Raw genomic sequence first — 15,712 nt, 5'->3', positions numbered from 1 at the left:
TTGAGGTGTCAGGGCATGATTAATGATTCTGTCATGCATGATTCAGCTTTCTGAGATGAACTTAACGTTTCTTGTTCTGGGTGAGGCCAGGGGCGCTGGAAACGGCACCCAAAAGGTGCCGCTATGACAATTACCAGCGGAGCTCAGATGTTGCTATGAATGCCACCTCTTTGACTCGCTCCTGCAAGTCGTAATCGACTTGCATACTGATCGGAATATGAAAATCCGTTACGGTGAACAAATCTGTGTAGCCAATCTCTTGGCGTAACCGTTTCCGGGGAGGCAAGAATCTGTCAGGAGGTCCGAATTGTGAATGCACCCAAGATCGCACCATCTCAGGTTGTAGTGGGGATGGCAGCTCATTAGGAAATTTATAGTTCGTTTTCTTCTCATTCTGTAAAAAAAGCTCAATTGAAAAAAGCGTTGTACCTTCTCGCTTAAAGGCTAAGTAAATTCCTTCATTCATCATGCTTAATGTGAGGTCAGGATCTCCCGGGTAGCCTGTCGGCTTGGTCTTGTAGGGAATCAATCCGGCATCAAAAATTTCCTGATATGGCTTACCTAAGTAGCGAATCAATGCTTCGACATTAACGGTCATTAGTATAATCCCTGTTCCTGATTTAATTGATGCATCTCAGCTTTTGCTTCATCGATTTGGCTATCTGTTACACCACGCTGTTTAAGCTCAGGGCGTATGGTCTCAATGTCGCGTTCTACAGCCGCTCGCAAATCTCTGGAGTCTTGCTGTATTTGCGTAGGGCTATTTCTGCCGCCATAAGTGGCACTAAGTTTTTGGTGAATATCAGCAGGAATGATAATAGAAGCAACGTCTTTCGCCATACGGTCAATTTCGGCAGGTTTTGCGTCTGGGTACTCACGTCGTAAGAAGGCTCGTACTGCTGCGGCTGATGGCATGTGATCAGCATGAGTACCATTCCGTGGTCTACCTGTAAAGTTGCTATATAAATCGACCTCCAGCAGTTCCACTGGAGGCTTGCTAAGGTAGATATAGATAGGTGGATGGACGTTGCCCGGAAACACCAGAATGTAATCCCGGAAGTCCTTTTCCTCTGGCAGTGGCGTGGTGGTGATGGTCACATTCTGAATATCCGGGTGTTCAAGCCCCGGTATCGTGACGGTTCCTGCCTGTGGGTTGTTATTCCCTGTGTTCCAGCCGTTCTGTGACCCCGGCGTGTTTGCTGGTGTCCATGTGATTAATGGTTTATCGCTTCGTTCGTCGCCCCAGAATTCATAGCTGCCATCGGTCTGTTTCTCCAGCATTCTGACTCGCACCTGATCACGGCCACTGGCGGCAGTAGTGTGATAGCCAACTGCTTTCAGCTTCCCGCTGTTGTCATCGGTGATCCAGTTATAACGGACGCGGGTAGGGACGGTACCCTTGCTGTGAGCCACTTCCAGCAGGTTCTGAGGCGTCAGCAGGTCGCTCTGTTCGCCTTTGAGATTCGACTGAATGATTGCACCCATGACAACGAACGGCAGATTCATCGCCAACTGCCCGTTCCAGACTTCGGGGCCGGAGAGGCGTTTCATGGAGTGAGTTAATGCTGTAGCGGCGTCCTGACTGGCTTTAGCAGTTGCTCCTCCGGCAGAGGCAGCCATCCCGGCTTCGGTGGTCCCAGCCATGACTGGCGGCGGGGGAAGAGACATCGCTTCAGCTTCACCAAAGAAAAAGCCTGTGACTTTATCGAAGAGTGATTTCTTCGGTGGCTCTGGTGGCGGTGCAGTTTTCTTTTTCTTTGCGGCCTGTGCGTGTTGTTCTGGCCCAGGGGCTGGCCGAGTGGGTTGTGACTGATAGAAACTCATTTCGCCGATGTTGCTTTGTGGTTCTTCTGACTCCCCGGCATCGGTATTACCAGTACCACGCAGGACAGACTTTGCGAACACCGGAATAGCGGCTATAACGGCGGCGGCAGCTATTTTGTTAATTGGCCATTCCGCTGCCCGCTTGCGATGCTCCTCAAAAGGATCGCTCGGACTATCTTCCACCCAAATTGTCGTACTGCCCAGCACTTGGTTGTTTTTGCAGTTACAAAGTACCCGATCGCCTGTGGCTACACAGGGTTTGTTTTCAGAGAAGTAATACGCAGTGCCATTGATCTGAAATGGCCCGTTGCAGGTTTCTTTCGGGCACCATGCCATATCGCCATTCAGGGCAATATTCCGTTCTTCAATAATCGTCGAGGAAGCTGAAATCACTTCACCGCCGCTCGTGGTTTTGTCTCCAAACCTTACCAGTGCTCTGGTCATAATCCCTCATGAATCATACTGATATCGTAGGCATAATACCCAACACATGACTAAAGCTAAATCAATCAGGGTGAAAAATGTTCGGTTTGATACAGGGATTGTTGTTGAGGGCTGGGAGGTAGAGTTAGTGCTGGTGGTTCGCGTTTGACTTCCGACCGGACAAAGACCGGATGTGGCCTTGCAGTAATGAATCCGTCAGCCGGGTACTCATGTGAAATATAGTGTCTATTGGGGATTTGAAGTCTGACAGACAAGGCTACCGCGACCAGAGGGGGGTTGCCACTTAGAAGAAATGCTCAGGCTGGATGGAAGAGGTAAAGCAGCGACATCAGCGGTCATCGCGACCAGAAATCTACCGGAACCCCAGAAAGCAAAAAACCAGCCGTTAAGCTGGTTTCTTTAAATAGTGGTGCCCGGACTCGGGAACATTCAGTTATCTATTAAGTTCAATTCTATCATAAATTTTATTTCCGCTTGTTGTCAAGACCCCTAGCTTGACCCGTACTTTCATATGTAGATCAGAATGATGCAACACACGTGATAAAAAATTGGCGGCGTCAAGTCATTTGTGAAAGTGGCTTGATGGCTGAAAGTCTATATGGGGTGCGGGCTTAGCTCTACTTCGGGCCGCTTTGCAGGACTGCGGCTTGGTGGGCTAGGAGCCACATAGTAGTGTTGAGAGAGAAAGCCGGATCGCACTTGGTCGTGCTGGATTGACGAGAAGCGACGGGCTTGTGTTTTCATCATATCCCAATCAGCCACCGTCCTCCAGAACGAAGGACGTGCAGCTTCGGGCTGCGCGTTTGAGGGATGGCCGCCAGCGGATATCGGAAGCAAGATGATGAAAAAAACATCGTTTCAGGCTACAAAGAACGCAATAAAAACGCCGCAAGCGCGGGCGCGGTGCGGCGTGTTGACTAAGAATGGAAAGGTTTTTCTCACTTAGAACTTCGGCGATGTTTCCGATGGCGTGTACAGTCGCGGACAAGGTGATGAGGTCAGGGAAGACGGCTAGACATGGCAACGGCCGCCTTTGTGTGCTGAACTGCATGCAAGCGAAGCGCGCAGGCCCGAGGCTGGAAGCCGGGCCGTAGGCGTCAGCCGAGCGGATCGAGGGAACGATGTAAGCCCGTCAGGGGCGAGAATCGCGCAGCGAGGCTCGATGCGAAGCACGACAGCACGACCGGCGATGCCTTCCCGGCCGGGGGAAGCTCATTCTTCAAGCCAGTGGAACCTCATATCTTGGGGCAGGCGTAACATGCTGACATTCCTCATTGAGAACGATCGCTGATAGACAAATATCGACCAGCGACCAGTTTTAGACACGTCGTTAAGGTGTCGAAAAGTAGTGACACCTTGTAAAATGGCAGATACTCCACGAGGTGGCCGGCACGTGATGTGGCTTCCCTAATAAAAAAAGAGCGAGGCCCTCCATGCACATTTCTAAGCTCAGCCTGGTCAACTACAGGAATTTTGCAAATACTAGATTGCTTTTTAAAAAAGGCATCAACACCATCATTGGCGAAAACGGATCGGGTAAAACCAACCTGTTTCGAGCGATTCGACTGTTGCTTGATGACAACATGATCCGCTCAGCCTATCGGTTAGATTCGACTGACTTTCATCGAGGATTGGGAAGGTGGCAAGGGCACTGGATCATCATCAGCCTAGAGTTCGAAGATATCTCTGCGGATGAGGCAGTCCAAGCTTTGTTCCGGCATGGAACGGGAGGCATCGAAGATGAGGAGATCGGCAAGGCCACCTATAACCTCATCTTCCGCCCCAAGAAAGAAATCAGGATTCGCCTTTCTCAGTTACACGATGGAGATCATGCTGGCCTAGCTGCAATTCTTGATCAGGTCACCCTGAACGACTACGAAACTATTTTCACCGGCCGTAGCGAATCTGACTTCAATGATGAAGCCTTTTATAAAGAAGTGGTCGGTGACTTCGAAAACGCCAAGTTCAGCGAAGAAATAGAGTTTCCCGCAATCGGTGCCAAGATTCCAAGCGTGTTGTCGGTTTCCAAGGAAATTTCCTTTACCTTCGTCCAGGCGTTGCGAGACGTTGTATCTGAGTTCCACAACAATAGAACCAATCCGCTACTGTCTCTTTTGAAAGGTAAGAGCGGTGATATCGACCCTGTGGCATTCCAAGCGATTACTGATGGAGTGAAAGCACTCAATGACTCTATTGAGGCATTACCCGATGTCCAAGTAGTTCGAACTGACATACGAGACACCATCAAGGACGCAGCGGGCGAGGCTTACTCGCCTTCATCGCTTTCGATTAAGTCCGATTTGCCCGATGAAGCCGACAAGCTCTTCCAGTCGCTCAAGTTGTTCGTCGGTGAGTCGGGAGAGGGACACGAAGGGCCTATCCACGAATTGAGCCTAGGCGGTGCAAACCTGATCTTCCTCACATTGAAGCTGCTGGAATTCAAGTATCAGAAGGCCAGGCAATCGATCGCCAATTTCTTGCTAATTGAGGAGCCAGAGGCCCATATTCATACACATATCCAGAAGACGCTCTTCGATAAGCTTCAATACGAAGACACCCAAATCATTTACTCGACCCATTCGACGCATATCTCAGAAGTCAGCAATATTCAGAACGTAAATATTCTTGGCAGAGAAAATTATCGATGCGAGGCCTACCAACCCGCCACCGGGTTGGCCCCTGAGGAAGTCGGTAACGTCCAACGTTATCTGGATGCGGTACGCAGCAACCTGCTGTTCGCCAAAAGCGTTGTTCTTGTAGAGGGTGATGCCGAAGAAATTCTGATCCCGATTTTGATCAAGAAGGTGCTAGGTGTCAGCCTTGACGAACTTGGCATTAGCTTGATCAACATCCGAAGCACCGGCTTCCAGAACGTCGCGGTTCTGTTCCACGACGATCGAATCCGAAAGCGGTGCAGCATCGTCACCGATCTCGACAAGTCCATCATCGACACAGCGCCCGTCGCCGGGGACGCTGAACAGGTGCTACGGCGCAAGAGAAAATACCAGGCATCCCAAGAGAAAGGGGTCGCCAGAAAGGCACTTCTAGAAGCGTCGTTTCAAGATAATCCATGGGTCTCGCCTTTTTTTGCTCCCCACACCTTCGAGGTGGATTTTGTCACGGCTGGGAATGCTCGCAAGGTCGTGGGTATTCTGCCTGATATTTACACGGATGCCCCAACTATTGCGACAGCCAAGGCAGATCTTGAATCTGCCGACATTGCGCGATATGGTCAAAGAGTGCTGACCATGGCAGACAACTACGGCAAGGGGTGGTTCGCCATCTTGTTAGGAAAAAAGGTCGATCAGGAGACAGCCATCCCACAGTACATTTTGGACGCCATTGCTTTTGCACATCCGATTGTAGCAAAGGAGGTCTGGTTCAACGTACTAAGCTACCGTGTGAATTACATCGATAAAAATGATCTGGTTACTGCATCGGCGGTTTTCATCGAGTTCAGGGAAAAACTTCTGGCTTTTAGAAGCGGAGAAATCGATTTCGTCGGCATCCGGAACGAGATGCTGGCCACCTTCCCCGATGATCGTATCAACGACGTCCTTAAGGTCTTCTAGCCATGTTTATGTGGGACAAAAGCGATCTAAATACGGAACAGGAAGCTGCCATCTTGGAAACTGGGAGCGTATTTCTCATTGCTTGTCCCGGTAGCGGGAAGACACGAACGCTGACCTATAAGATTGCATACGAGCTGTCCAGGCTAGAGTCCAACAAGCAGTTCGTTGTTGCGATCACTTATACGCATCGTGCTGCCGACGAAATTCACGAGCGCATTGAGAGCCTTGGGGTGGACACATCCCGCCTTTGGATAGGAACGATCCATTCGTTTTGTCTGGAATGGATATTGAAGCCATACGGGATTTATCACGAAGTATTGGATCGAGGTTTCCGGGTAATCGATCAGCATGAGCGTGAAAAGATTCTTGAAACCTTATGTAAGCCTTACCAGAAGCCAAAAATAACATTCTGGGATTGCGAGTTCTATTTCACAGAAACCGGCTATGTACTTTCCTGCCCCCAGGTATGGAAGCACGACGGCTTGCATGAAATATTGGGTAGATACTTCGATATCCTCCGGGAAAGTCGACAAATAGACTTCGAACTCATCTTATTTTACGCCTACCAACTGATCGCTCGTCATCCAGCGATCAGCACCCTCCTGGCGCAGTTGTTTTCTTTCGTACTGGTCGATGAGTATCAGGACACTAAGCGAATTCAATATTCGATCATTACTGCGATCTTGAAAGCCGGGCAAGGAGCGACAAAGACCTTCATTGTCGGTGATCCCAATCAGGCGATTTATCAGTCGCTCGGTGGCTTTCCGATTGCGTATGAAGATTTCAAGGCAATGGCAGGCATCGACATTAAGGAACGCGAACTGTCAAAAAATTACCGCTCTTCGGAGCGCATCATTGATTACTTCGGAAATTTCAATGTCCATGCAACCCTTATTGAAGCGGCCTCCGATGCAAGGGCTTACCAGAGTATTATTTCTTTCAACGACACAGTAAGAAAGACCGACTTGGAAGCCGAGCTGATCCGGCTAATCCGGTTCAACATCGAGTCAATGGGCATTGCTCCCCGAGAAGTGTGTGTGCTGGCACCACAGTGGACGCATCTTGCAAGCATGACACGCCGCTTGGTAGCGAGCATGCCCGAGTATTCATTTGATGGCCCCGGCATGGTCCCCTTTGCGCGTGACCCAGAGAATTTTTGGTATAGGCTCTCGAAGATTGCACTGACCCAGGCATCGCCTGGAATGTATGTGCGCAGACTCCGTTGGGCGGGCGATATCCTGAATGACCTGGAGGCGTCTGGGGCGAGCGTTTCTAAGTTCACGCGGAAGTCCCTTTTAAGGGAATGCAATGCGATCAAGATAGATGAAGCGGATGGACTGACTTATCTCCGCACATTCTTTGACGCCTTGTTTGTCAACTTGGAGATCGACTTTCGTCTTTTCTCGCTCCTTCAAGAACATCACACAGCATTTTTTGACAGCTCACAAGCGAGAATTGAACGGTTGAAGAGTGAGGGTAGCGAGTTTATCGGAGACATCGAGACATTCAGAAAGGTATTTCAGAGCCGGACCGGAATAACTATTTCGACGATCCATGGCGTGAAAGGGACCGAGTTTGATGCAGTAATTGCCTACGCCTTATTGGAAGATATGGTGCCGCACTTTAATGATCCAAACGGACAAGAAAGCGCGATGAAGTTGCTCTATGTCATCGGATCGCGTGCGAGAAAGAATTTGCACTTGATTTCCGAACGCGGGCGCATTCGCCAATATTCTGGTGAGGAGTATCAAGTCACCCGCAAGCTCGCTGCATGCACCTTTGGCTATGACCAAATTCCATAGAAGTTGTGCGGGCACCGTCGAAGCTCGAGTGAGTGCTCCGTGAGGGACGTTTCCAGTTCGACGACAGCAGCCTAAAATGTCGAGGTCAATTTTTTGTTTGGTTCTCCTCGTTCGGCTCAATCTGGAAGTGCGCACGCGCGGCGGCCTGCTGTAACCTTTCCCATAACACCGCACGCGGCGGCAAACTGGTTAGATACTCGGCAACGTGGATGAGGGTGATTCAGGTAGCCGGGACGATCGGTATTCGTGTGATGTTGGTTCATGCATTGTCTGATGAAGCTAGGGAATTTTACTTGCGAGTGGGATTTGAACCTTCGTGAATGGATCCGATGATGTTGATGGTAACGTTGGGTGACTTATTAGATAGTCTTTAAATATCAAATCATTAGTGCTACCTGAGATATCAATAAATAAGTGGACTGAAACGGGGCCGCTTAGATGGTGTTGTTAAGCAAAATTGCTATCTTGAAATCACAAATCAACTCTTTTGTGGAGTTAAATTTTTATTTTTAAATTTTATTTGATATATAGCACCAAAAAGTTGGTCTGATTTGAATTAAATGACTTCTTGTAAATGAAAAGAAAGATTTATTGATGCGTTTTATCATGTAGTGTGCTAAGTTAATTTTTAATCAATTCATGTGAAAATTAATATAATTATGTAGTTCTATACAGCATTTGTGCTTTTTTATTCATTACATAACAGCAAAAATGAGAATGAACAATAAACTAAAGCCACAACTAAAAAACCATGATGTTATTAAAGGTGTGTTGAGAAAAGTTGAAGTCTCTTTATTTCTTTCGGATAAAAGAAAAGTAGAGACGTTACTAATTTATCTGCCAATAAAAAATGGTGAAAGTAATCATTCCGGTTTTCTCGAACTTATTAAGGATGAGTTACTGCATAACTTTGCTCTTACATGCAAGGAAATTGATAGGAAATTAAAAAGACCAAGTAAAATCGCCATAGAACAACTTTTTAAAAAAGCCTTGAGTAAACTTAGCCAACAAACTGCCCATGGTGAATTAGGTGAATTAATTTTATTCACAATATTGGATGTTTACTTACAAGCTCCTAGGTTACTTAGCAAAATATCACTTAAAACCAGTGCGAGAATGCCAGTTTATGGTGCTGATAGTATACATGCACAATTTATTAATGGCGAACTGAGATTATATTTGGGCGAATCCAAGCTTTATACTTCATTTTCTGGGGCAGCGTCAACGGCTGTTGACTCTATCAAATCAGCCAAGGATAAATATATACAGGAATTTAATCTTATTGACAGTCACCTTGATCTTCCAGAGCTTGATGATGAATCTCAGGAAGAGTTAATAAGAATTTTGAATCCTTTTGATAATAAAAATAAATTAAATTTCATACATTCACCATGTTTCATCGGTTTTGCGGATAGTGATTTAATTAAAGATGCAGAGAATGATGAGGATTTTATCCAGCGCTATATCCAGGTGGCTTTCGGACATATCGATGATTATTTTAAAAAAATTGAAACCCAAGGGTTGGATATAAATTCAACAACATTGTTTATATTACCCTTTAGCGATATAAAAAAACTTGTTGAGAGCTTTGTTTCCCATTTAGAGATCGCAAAATGAGTGATTTTTACATCAAATTATCAGAGAGAATGTTAGCCAGCGATGAGTATAAAAAATGCTCATTGGCGTTATTTAAATGTTACGCAAGTCACTTAGTCGGTGAGGCATCTAAATTAGAACGGCTTTTAGTAAAGCAAATGGCGACTGCTTCACAAATATTTTATAAAACACAAGAAGAAAAATACATAAAACAAGGTGCAACAATTCTTTCCATGTTAATCGATACATGCGGTGAGGATTATCCGGAACTTATCCCAATTTCAAATTATCTCTTCTCATCTGTTGGGGATTTTCCAAATGTTAAGTTGCTAGAAAATAGATTTCCTCAAGTTTCATTCAAGCACAATATATTTACTGAGTCGAGTCAAACTTACAAGAGGGCTCTAAATAATGTTGAGGAATTAGGTTTAGTACTTACCGATTTTCAGCGTAATTTGTGGGATGACCTTCAAGCTGGAGAGGATGTCATTACAGTTGCCCCCACATCAGCAGGAAAAACTCATATCATTCTCCATTATTTATTATCCGAAGTAATTAATAGTGATGGTGCCTTTGCCGCAATTGTTGTACCTACAAGAGCTCTCATTACTGAAGTATCCTCAAAACTATTTGAGATGGCTAAAGAAAGAGGATATGAGAAAAATATCGAGATATGTACAATCCCCAAAGATGATGTTTTTTCTGAGCGCACCTTTTTTGTCATGACTCAGGAACGTTTACATGAAATCCTTCTTCGTGGTGATATATACTTTGATTTTCTATTCATTGATGAGGCTCATAATATATCAGATGAAGGGCGCGGCGTATTACTTCATCTTACTCTTGAAAGAGTATTTGAAGATAGTAGCCCACAAATTATAATTGGCATGCCATCCCCTCAATATCAGAATAGCTTTTCAAGTATTTTCAAAGAAGTGGAATTTACTAAAGCAATAACTACGCATTCTCCAGTCTCCAAACTGATTTTTGAGGTTAGGGCCAAAGGGAAAAATCTGGAAATCACTAGGCGGGGTGCTGATGATAAAGTTATTTTACCCAAAAAATTTACTGATAAAAAACTAGCAGACATTGTTTTAAGACTCGGGAAAAACCAAAGTAATATAATTTATAGGAATCAAACCAATCATTGTGAATACATTGCTGATGAAATAGCAAAAAGAATTACCAAGTATGAGGAAAGTGAACCTCTCAACGAGGCTTCAGAATATATACAGTATTTTATCCACGACGAGTTTACTTTAGTAGAGAATATAAAAAAAGGGGTTGCATTTCATTATAGTCCGTTACCCACATCTGTCAGAATTCTTGTAGAAAACCTTGTAAAAGAGGGACATATTAAGTTTATTGCTTGCACGAGTACGTTAGCAGAAGGTGTGAATCTTCCGGCAAAAAATCTTTTCATGTTGAATCCTACGTTCAAAAAAGGACCTTATGATAAAACAGAAAGAATCGAGGATGTGAAAATAAATAACATTACCGGGCGTGCGGGCAGAATGTTGCATCATTTCTCTGGGAATATATTCTTAGTTGATCCGGATGCATGGACCTTTAAAGATTATTTTGATGAAGAAGATAAAGGAAAAGAAGAGAAGATACCAACCTATTATAAATTACTTAATGAAAATACAAATGAAGTATTAAGGACGCTATCAGGTCTTCAGCCTATTGATGAAGATCGTTCTAAGTTCTATTCTGTGGCGAACAAGTTAATAAAGTCTTATGGTAATGGTGATTTGGATTCAACATTCTCTTCATCAGATATTAAATTAAATGATTTCGCACTCAATAGGTTAAGGGAAAGTATTGAAACAGCGTATTTAAATCTTAAAGTTCCTCCTCTTATTTTAGAATCAAATCCTACTACTGGATATATACAGCAAAATGCAGTTTTTGAATTTTTAATTAGCGGTATTGATCTTAATGACTGGTCTTTGCCGTATCCTAAGTCTGAAGAGTTTTATGATAGGATACTAAAGATATCATTAAAGTTAATTGAGTTGGGTGTATTCATTCCAAGCGGTAATTATACTGCCGACTATATTTGTTTTATCTCTAAAAAATGGGTGCAGGACCATAGCTTAAAAGATATGATTAACTCTCAGATAGATTGGGATAAGAAAAATAAAGATGAGGGAAAGAATAAGGATGATGATGGGAAAGAGGTCAGGATTAATAAATCTGTTAAGAATATAATAAATGTAATAAATAATGATATTAGATTCAGACTCTCAAATGCCTTGAAGTGTTATTTCACTTTATTTACTTTGGCATCAAGAACGACAAAATCAGAAGCTCAAAGTGTTAAACTTCATTACTATCTGGAAATTGGTGCCAGCGACGAAAGAATGATGTCTTTGATAAATCTAGGATTATCCAGAGAAGCATCTAAGGAAATTGCTGATAATACATCTAAATCGCTAATGTATAATAGCATAAGCGATTTGATTCAGTTGCTTAATTCATCGGAAATTGATAATGTTCACAAAGTTATCAAAAAAGAAATAGAGCATTTGCTTAGCCATTCTTAAATTTTAACAGTTCTGTTAAAGCCAGATCTAATACTCGGGATGCAGTTTCTTCATCAATGAACTTGTTCCGGGTATTAACTTCGGTCTTAAAGTGAAGAAAAGTTTCCGAGAAATCTATTGTACTGGCTTTTCCATCACTATTATTCGCTTTAACTTTCAATACGGAACATCCATCATGATCAGATAGGAAGTTTATAATTTCAATTACGTTATCTTTAGTAAATAAATCATCATTTTCATCATTAAAAGCCAAATCAAATGAAAGTTGCATGCCTGGAGCAATATAAGGGCTTGCACTCAATTGTTTGAAAAAATGAGGTGCATCATCCGTTATATCATTTAGGTAAGATGAATTCATTCTGAAATGTAGATTATTAAATCCCTCGTAATCATTCAACGAAAAATACTCTTTCTCTTTTGGAATGAGTTCTATTTTTATTTTTTTCTTTCTATTCGTATTTAGTTGCTCAAGAATGAACTTACAAACACTCTTCAATGTGCCGCTAGGACCAGAAGTAAAACCAAATATAGTCTCATACTCTGGCAATATGTAAATATAATATAAGTCACCAATTATCCCTTGGTTAAGATGAATTCCTGTAATCGAACCATCTTTTGTAGCCTTAGTTTGCCAAGTATTCCTTTCACGAACAACAGTTACACCAAAGATGTCATTTTTGTTTATAGCATCAGGGGGCGTTAATTTTATTAAGTGCTTTTTATCACGTGAGGTTATTATCCTTGTTTTTTCTTCTGACTCACACAAAGTAAAATAGTTTAGAGGTAGGTTTTCATAAAATGAATCGTCTCCATCGATATTATAAAAAAAGACGGTGACGCTTTTTTTTAATTTATTAGCATTCATTATCACATCCCCTATATGAAGCAGTGATGTTTGCGGTACCCTCACTCTTCATGTATAAATAAACAGTATTTTAGCATGACCGCTTCATAGTGTCTAATTTTAAATGAATTTCTGCCGAGGCCTCACATACATTTTTGCTCACAGGCTAAACTGACTTAATTCAATCAGAAATTTACTTTTTTATTGAACTTTATTATTAGCATTTTGCTCTTCATCTGAATCCTGTGCTGTTTATCAATGAGGCGTGACATCCCAAACCCATTTCACCGCTGCGGAGCAAGGGGCGCTATGTCCAGCTATGCAGGGGCAGTTTTTTCTTCCGTGTGCTTTCCGTTCCTCGTATTCACTTCCGATTAATCGTTTCCCAACACAACCCATCCCACAAGGGTAAATGGCACGCATACTGCGCCCTTGCAGGCCGGAACGATGCCGGGAAAGCGAACCGTCAGGCGATACGAAGACGAAAATTACAAACTGACGGAGAAAAAACCATGACGATTTCCCTGCATACCCAGACCAGAGCCCCTAACACCTCAGCGGCGACCAGCGTATCCCCGCTGGACCCGTCAGGCTCCTCAAAAACGAAATTTTCTAAAATCAAAACCGACATTTATCAGACCGTCACCGACAGCATCATTACAGCTCTGGAAGCAGGCGTTAAGCCCTGGGCGTGTCCGTGGCAGCGTGTAGCGGGGATGTCCTGCTTACCTTCCAACTACGCCACCGGCGCGGCTTACAGCGGGATGAATATCATGTTGCTGTGGTGCAGTGCATCAAAACAGGGGTTCAGTGATTCCCGCTGGATGACTTACAAACAGGCCCAGGCAGAAGGTGGACGGGTTCGCAAGGGTGAACACGGCACGACCGCCATTTTCTATACCACACTGGAGAAGGAAAACGACACCGGAGACACTGAGCACATCCCGATGCTGAAAACCTTCACCGTGTTTAACGTTGAACAAATTGATGGTCTCTCACTGACGGCAGAAACCGTTGCCCCGGTAGTGACATTTGACCCGTTGCCGCAGGCCGAAAACCTGTTTCGTAGCAGTGGCGCTAAGATCATAGAGAAAGGCCAGAACGCTTTTTTCAGCCCCTCAACCGATGAAATCTGGTTACCGGCACGTCATCTTTTTGCTGACGCGGCCAATTTTTACGCCACCGGCCTGCATGAGTTGGTGCACTGGAGCGGAGCCAAAAGCCGCCTGAACCGTGAAATGAAAGGGAAATTTGGCAGTGCCGATTATGCATTTGAGGAGTTGTGTGCAGAGCTTGGGAGTGCATTTCTGATGGCGGATCTGGGGATTGACGGAGAGGTTCAGCACGAAAGCTACATTGCTTCCTGGCTGAAAGCATTGAAAAACGACAAGCGCTACATTTTCAAAGCCGCCAGCGCGGCCTCAAAAGCTCATCGTTATCTGATGGATAAGGTCTGGACTGAGTAACAGGATGCCGCAAGGGAATGCGGCTTTCACCTTATACCGGGGCAGGCAGAATGACAGGGATTTCAATTTTCCTGCGAATGTTGCGGGCATATGATGTCCGCAACATTCGCAGACTGCGGGTGCGGGCGGCAAAGAGCCCGCTCATCCCGCAAACGTAATTGTTACACCGGTGATTGCTGTGGACGATGGAACCAGTATGACGACAGGCCGTAAAATGTGATAGATCTCAACGGTAACGAGACCTGTTTTTGGTGCTATGATAAGTGCATCAGGCCGTGCATATTGCACGTATCTCATTACAGGAAAGAAACCATGACCGCGAAACAACGCAACACGCAGAGTGTGACAATGACGGTAGAGCGTGCCTTACTGGTCCGGGCGCGTGAGGCAGGTATTAACCTGAGTGCGACCCTGAGCGCCGCCCTGGATGCAGAGCTACGCCACCATGAAGCGAAAAAATGGCAGGAAGAGAACCGGGAGGCAATCGACGCATTAAATCGTTTCCATGATGAGCATGGCTGTTTCAGCGATGAATACCGGACATTTTAACCATGCAGTTCACCGTATACACTAATACCGGAAAAAGCGCCGTTTACCCTCTGCTGCTCGATATCACGAGCGATATTATTGGACAACTGAACCGCCGGATCGTGATCCCGTTGTTGCCTGTTGACAGGTATCCGGCAGGTCGCCGCCCGGATCGCCTTGTCCCTGTCGTCAGACTGACGGACGGACAGGAATACGCGGTCATGACCCACGAGCTGGCGAGTGTCCCTGTCCGGGGGCTGGGGGCGGTGTTCTGTGATGCTTCGCAGTACCGCACTCAGGTAAAGGCCGCCATAGATTTCCTCATTGACGGCATTTAGTCGTGACTGCCGGGAGCCTGTTCCAGTTCGGCTATCGTGCGAAACAGAAACATTTCCCGGTTCTTCGCATCAAACGGAACGGGAATACTGTTCCTCATCACCGTCCTGATGCTGCCAAACAGCCTGACCAGCGATTCTTTCGTTTTATCATCCGGCATAACATACATTGCATAGTGCCAGCGTCCGACCTCGCTGGCTGCCAGATGACTGTTAATAATGCTGATGTAGCGGGCACGGGTTTTCAGCGAGCGCTCTGTTTCCACCGCAACGATGGCTCCGTTGCTTAAGGTAATGATGCCGTCTGGTCGGTGCCGGACACCTGGATACCGCGCCATAAACGTCCCACGGTCGCCGTTCAGCCAGCCTGTACCGCCTTTCTCCTCCAGGGCAAGCCTGACCCGCTGGTTTAACAGGCGATGCTCCAGCGTCCAGTGCCTGAGTTTTCCCGGCTCAAAATAAGCGGGAAAAACAGGATCATCCGCATTAACCACCCTTGCCAGTCCCGGCATGGTTATTCCCCACAATGATTTTTTCCCGGTCAGTACCGGATATTCATGTTTACTCAACAAGCCCAGCGCAACCGCTTTATTCAGCAGGTTATACATCGCATGGTTATGTTTTCCTTTATAGCCGACGACTTTTTTTAATGTCCGGAAATCAGAGAAGGTTTCTTCCTTAAGAAAATTCAGCAGTGCCTCCATTCTCCGGTTTGCGGCTTCGTTTCTTTCGGCAACATTATGAATAAGCAC

The 15,712-nt window shown here is 45.1% G+C and carries 11 protein-coding genes and 1 pseudogene; 8 read left to right on the top strand and 4 right to left on the bottom strand.

Features of this window, described 5'->3' with window-relative positions:
- Positions 1-130: 130 nt before the first annotated feature.
- On the bottom strand, positions 131-598 hold the full coding sequence (locus J1C60_RS16490) for a DUF6392 family protein (protein ID WP_047358704.1): 468 nt from the start codon (positions 596-598) through the stop codon (positions 131-133).
- Positions 598-2,268, bottom strand: a complete 1,671-nt coding sequence (locus J1C60_RS16485; protein ID WP_242080465.1) for an S-type pyocin domain-containing protein — start codon at positions 2,266-2,268, stop codon at positions 598-600. Before J1C60_RS16485 ends, J1C60_RS16490 begins: the two co-directional genes overlap by 1 nt.
- A gap of 1,433 nt (positions 2,269-3,701) precedes the next feature.
- Between J1C60_RS16485 and J1C60_RS16480 the strand changes: the two genes are divergently transcribed.
- From J1C60_RS16480 to J1C60_RS16465, 5 genes and pseudogenes are all read left to right on the top strand, one after another.
- On the top strand, positions 3,702-5,840 hold the full coding sequence (locus J1C60_RS16480) for an ATP-dependent nuclease (RefSeq protein ID WP_128176038.1): 2,139 nt from the start codon (positions 3,702-3,704) through the stop codon (positions 5,838-5,840).
- A 2-nt stretch (positions 5,841-5,842) separates the two neighbouring features.
- Positions 5,843-7,642 carry a UvrD-helicase domain-containing protein gene (locus J1C60_RS16475; RefSeq protein ID WP_128176040.1) on the top strand — a complete coding sequence of 600 codons (1,800 nt, stop codon included), beginning with the start codon at positions 5,843-5,845 and terminating at the stop codon, positions 7,640-7,642.
- 209 nt (positions 7,643-7,851) lie between these two features.
- Positions 7,852-7,962 (top strand): annotated as a pseudogene (locus tag J1C60_RS18745) (GNAT family N-acetyltransferase); the annotation flags it as partial.
- Between the two features lie 397 nt (positions 7,963-8,359).
- Positions 8,360-9,259 carry a HamA C-terminal domain-containing protein gene (locus J1C60_RS16470; RefSeq protein ID WP_164877270.1) on the top strand — a complete coding sequence of 300 codons (900 nt, stop codon included), beginning with the start codon at positions 8,360-8,362 and terminating at the stop codon, positions 9,257-9,259.
- Positions 9,256-11,787 carry a DEAD/DEAH box helicase gene (locus J1C60_RS16465; protein WP_128176044.1) on the top strand — a complete coding sequence of 844 codons (2,532 nt, stop codon included), beginning with the start codon at positions 9,256-9,258 and terminating at the stop codon, positions 11,785-11,787. Before J1C60_RS16470 ends, J1C60_RS16465 begins: the two co-directional genes overlap by 4 nt.
- Here J1C60_RS16465 and J1C60_RS16460 read toward each other — a convergent pair.
- Positions 11,774-12,652: a hypothetical protein gene (locus J1C60_RS16460; protein ID WP_128176045.1), complete on the bottom strand. Its 879-nt coding sequence runs from the start codon at positions 12,650-12,652 to the stop codon at positions 11,774-11,776. The two genes, J1C60_RS16465 and J1C60_RS16460, sit on opposite strands and share 14 nt — an antisense overlap.
- 491 nt (positions 12,653-13,143) lie before the next feature.
- Here J1C60_RS16460 and J1C60_RS16455 point away from each other — a divergent pair, with 491 nt between their 5' ends.
- The 3 genes from J1C60_RS16455 (at position 13,144) to J1C60_RS16445 (ending at position 14,963) form a co-directional block, all read left to right on the top strand.
- Complete coding sequence (locus tag J1C60_RS16455) at positions 13,144-14,097, top strand: ArdC family protein (RefSeq protein WP_128176047.1); 954 nt, start codon at positions 13,144-13,146, stop codon at positions 14,095-14,097.
- A gap of 312 nt (positions 14,098-14,409) precedes the next feature.
- Positions 14,410-14,646 (top strand): type II toxin-antitoxin system CcdA family antitoxin, encoded by a 237-nt coding sequence (locus tag J1C60_RS16450; protein WP_128176049.1) that lies wholly within the window; start codon positions 14,410-14,412, stop codon positions 14,644-14,646.
- 2 nt (positions 14,647-14,648) lie between these two features.
- Positions 14,649-14,963 (top strand): CcdB family protein, encoded by a 315-nt coding sequence (locus tag J1C60_RS16445; RefSeq protein WP_128176051.1) that lies wholly within the window; start codon positions 14,649-14,651, stop codon positions 14,961-14,963.
- Here the strand turns inward: J1C60_RS16445 and mobC are convergent.
- A complete protein-coding gene (gene mobC / locus J1C60_RS16440; protein ID WP_128176053.1) occupies positions 14,960-15,712 on the bottom strand; it encodes a MobC family replication-relaxation protein in 753 nt (250 codons plus the stop codon). The two genes, J1C60_RS16445 and mobC, sit on opposite strands and share 4 nt — an antisense overlap.

It is taken from the genome of [Pantoea] beijingensis, assembly GCF_022647505.1.
GTDB lineage: Bacteria > Pseudomonadota > Gammaproteobacteria > Enterobacterales > Enterobacteriaceae > Erwinia > Erwinia beijingensis.
This window is presented reverse-complemented; position numbering and strand designations above follow the sequence as displayed.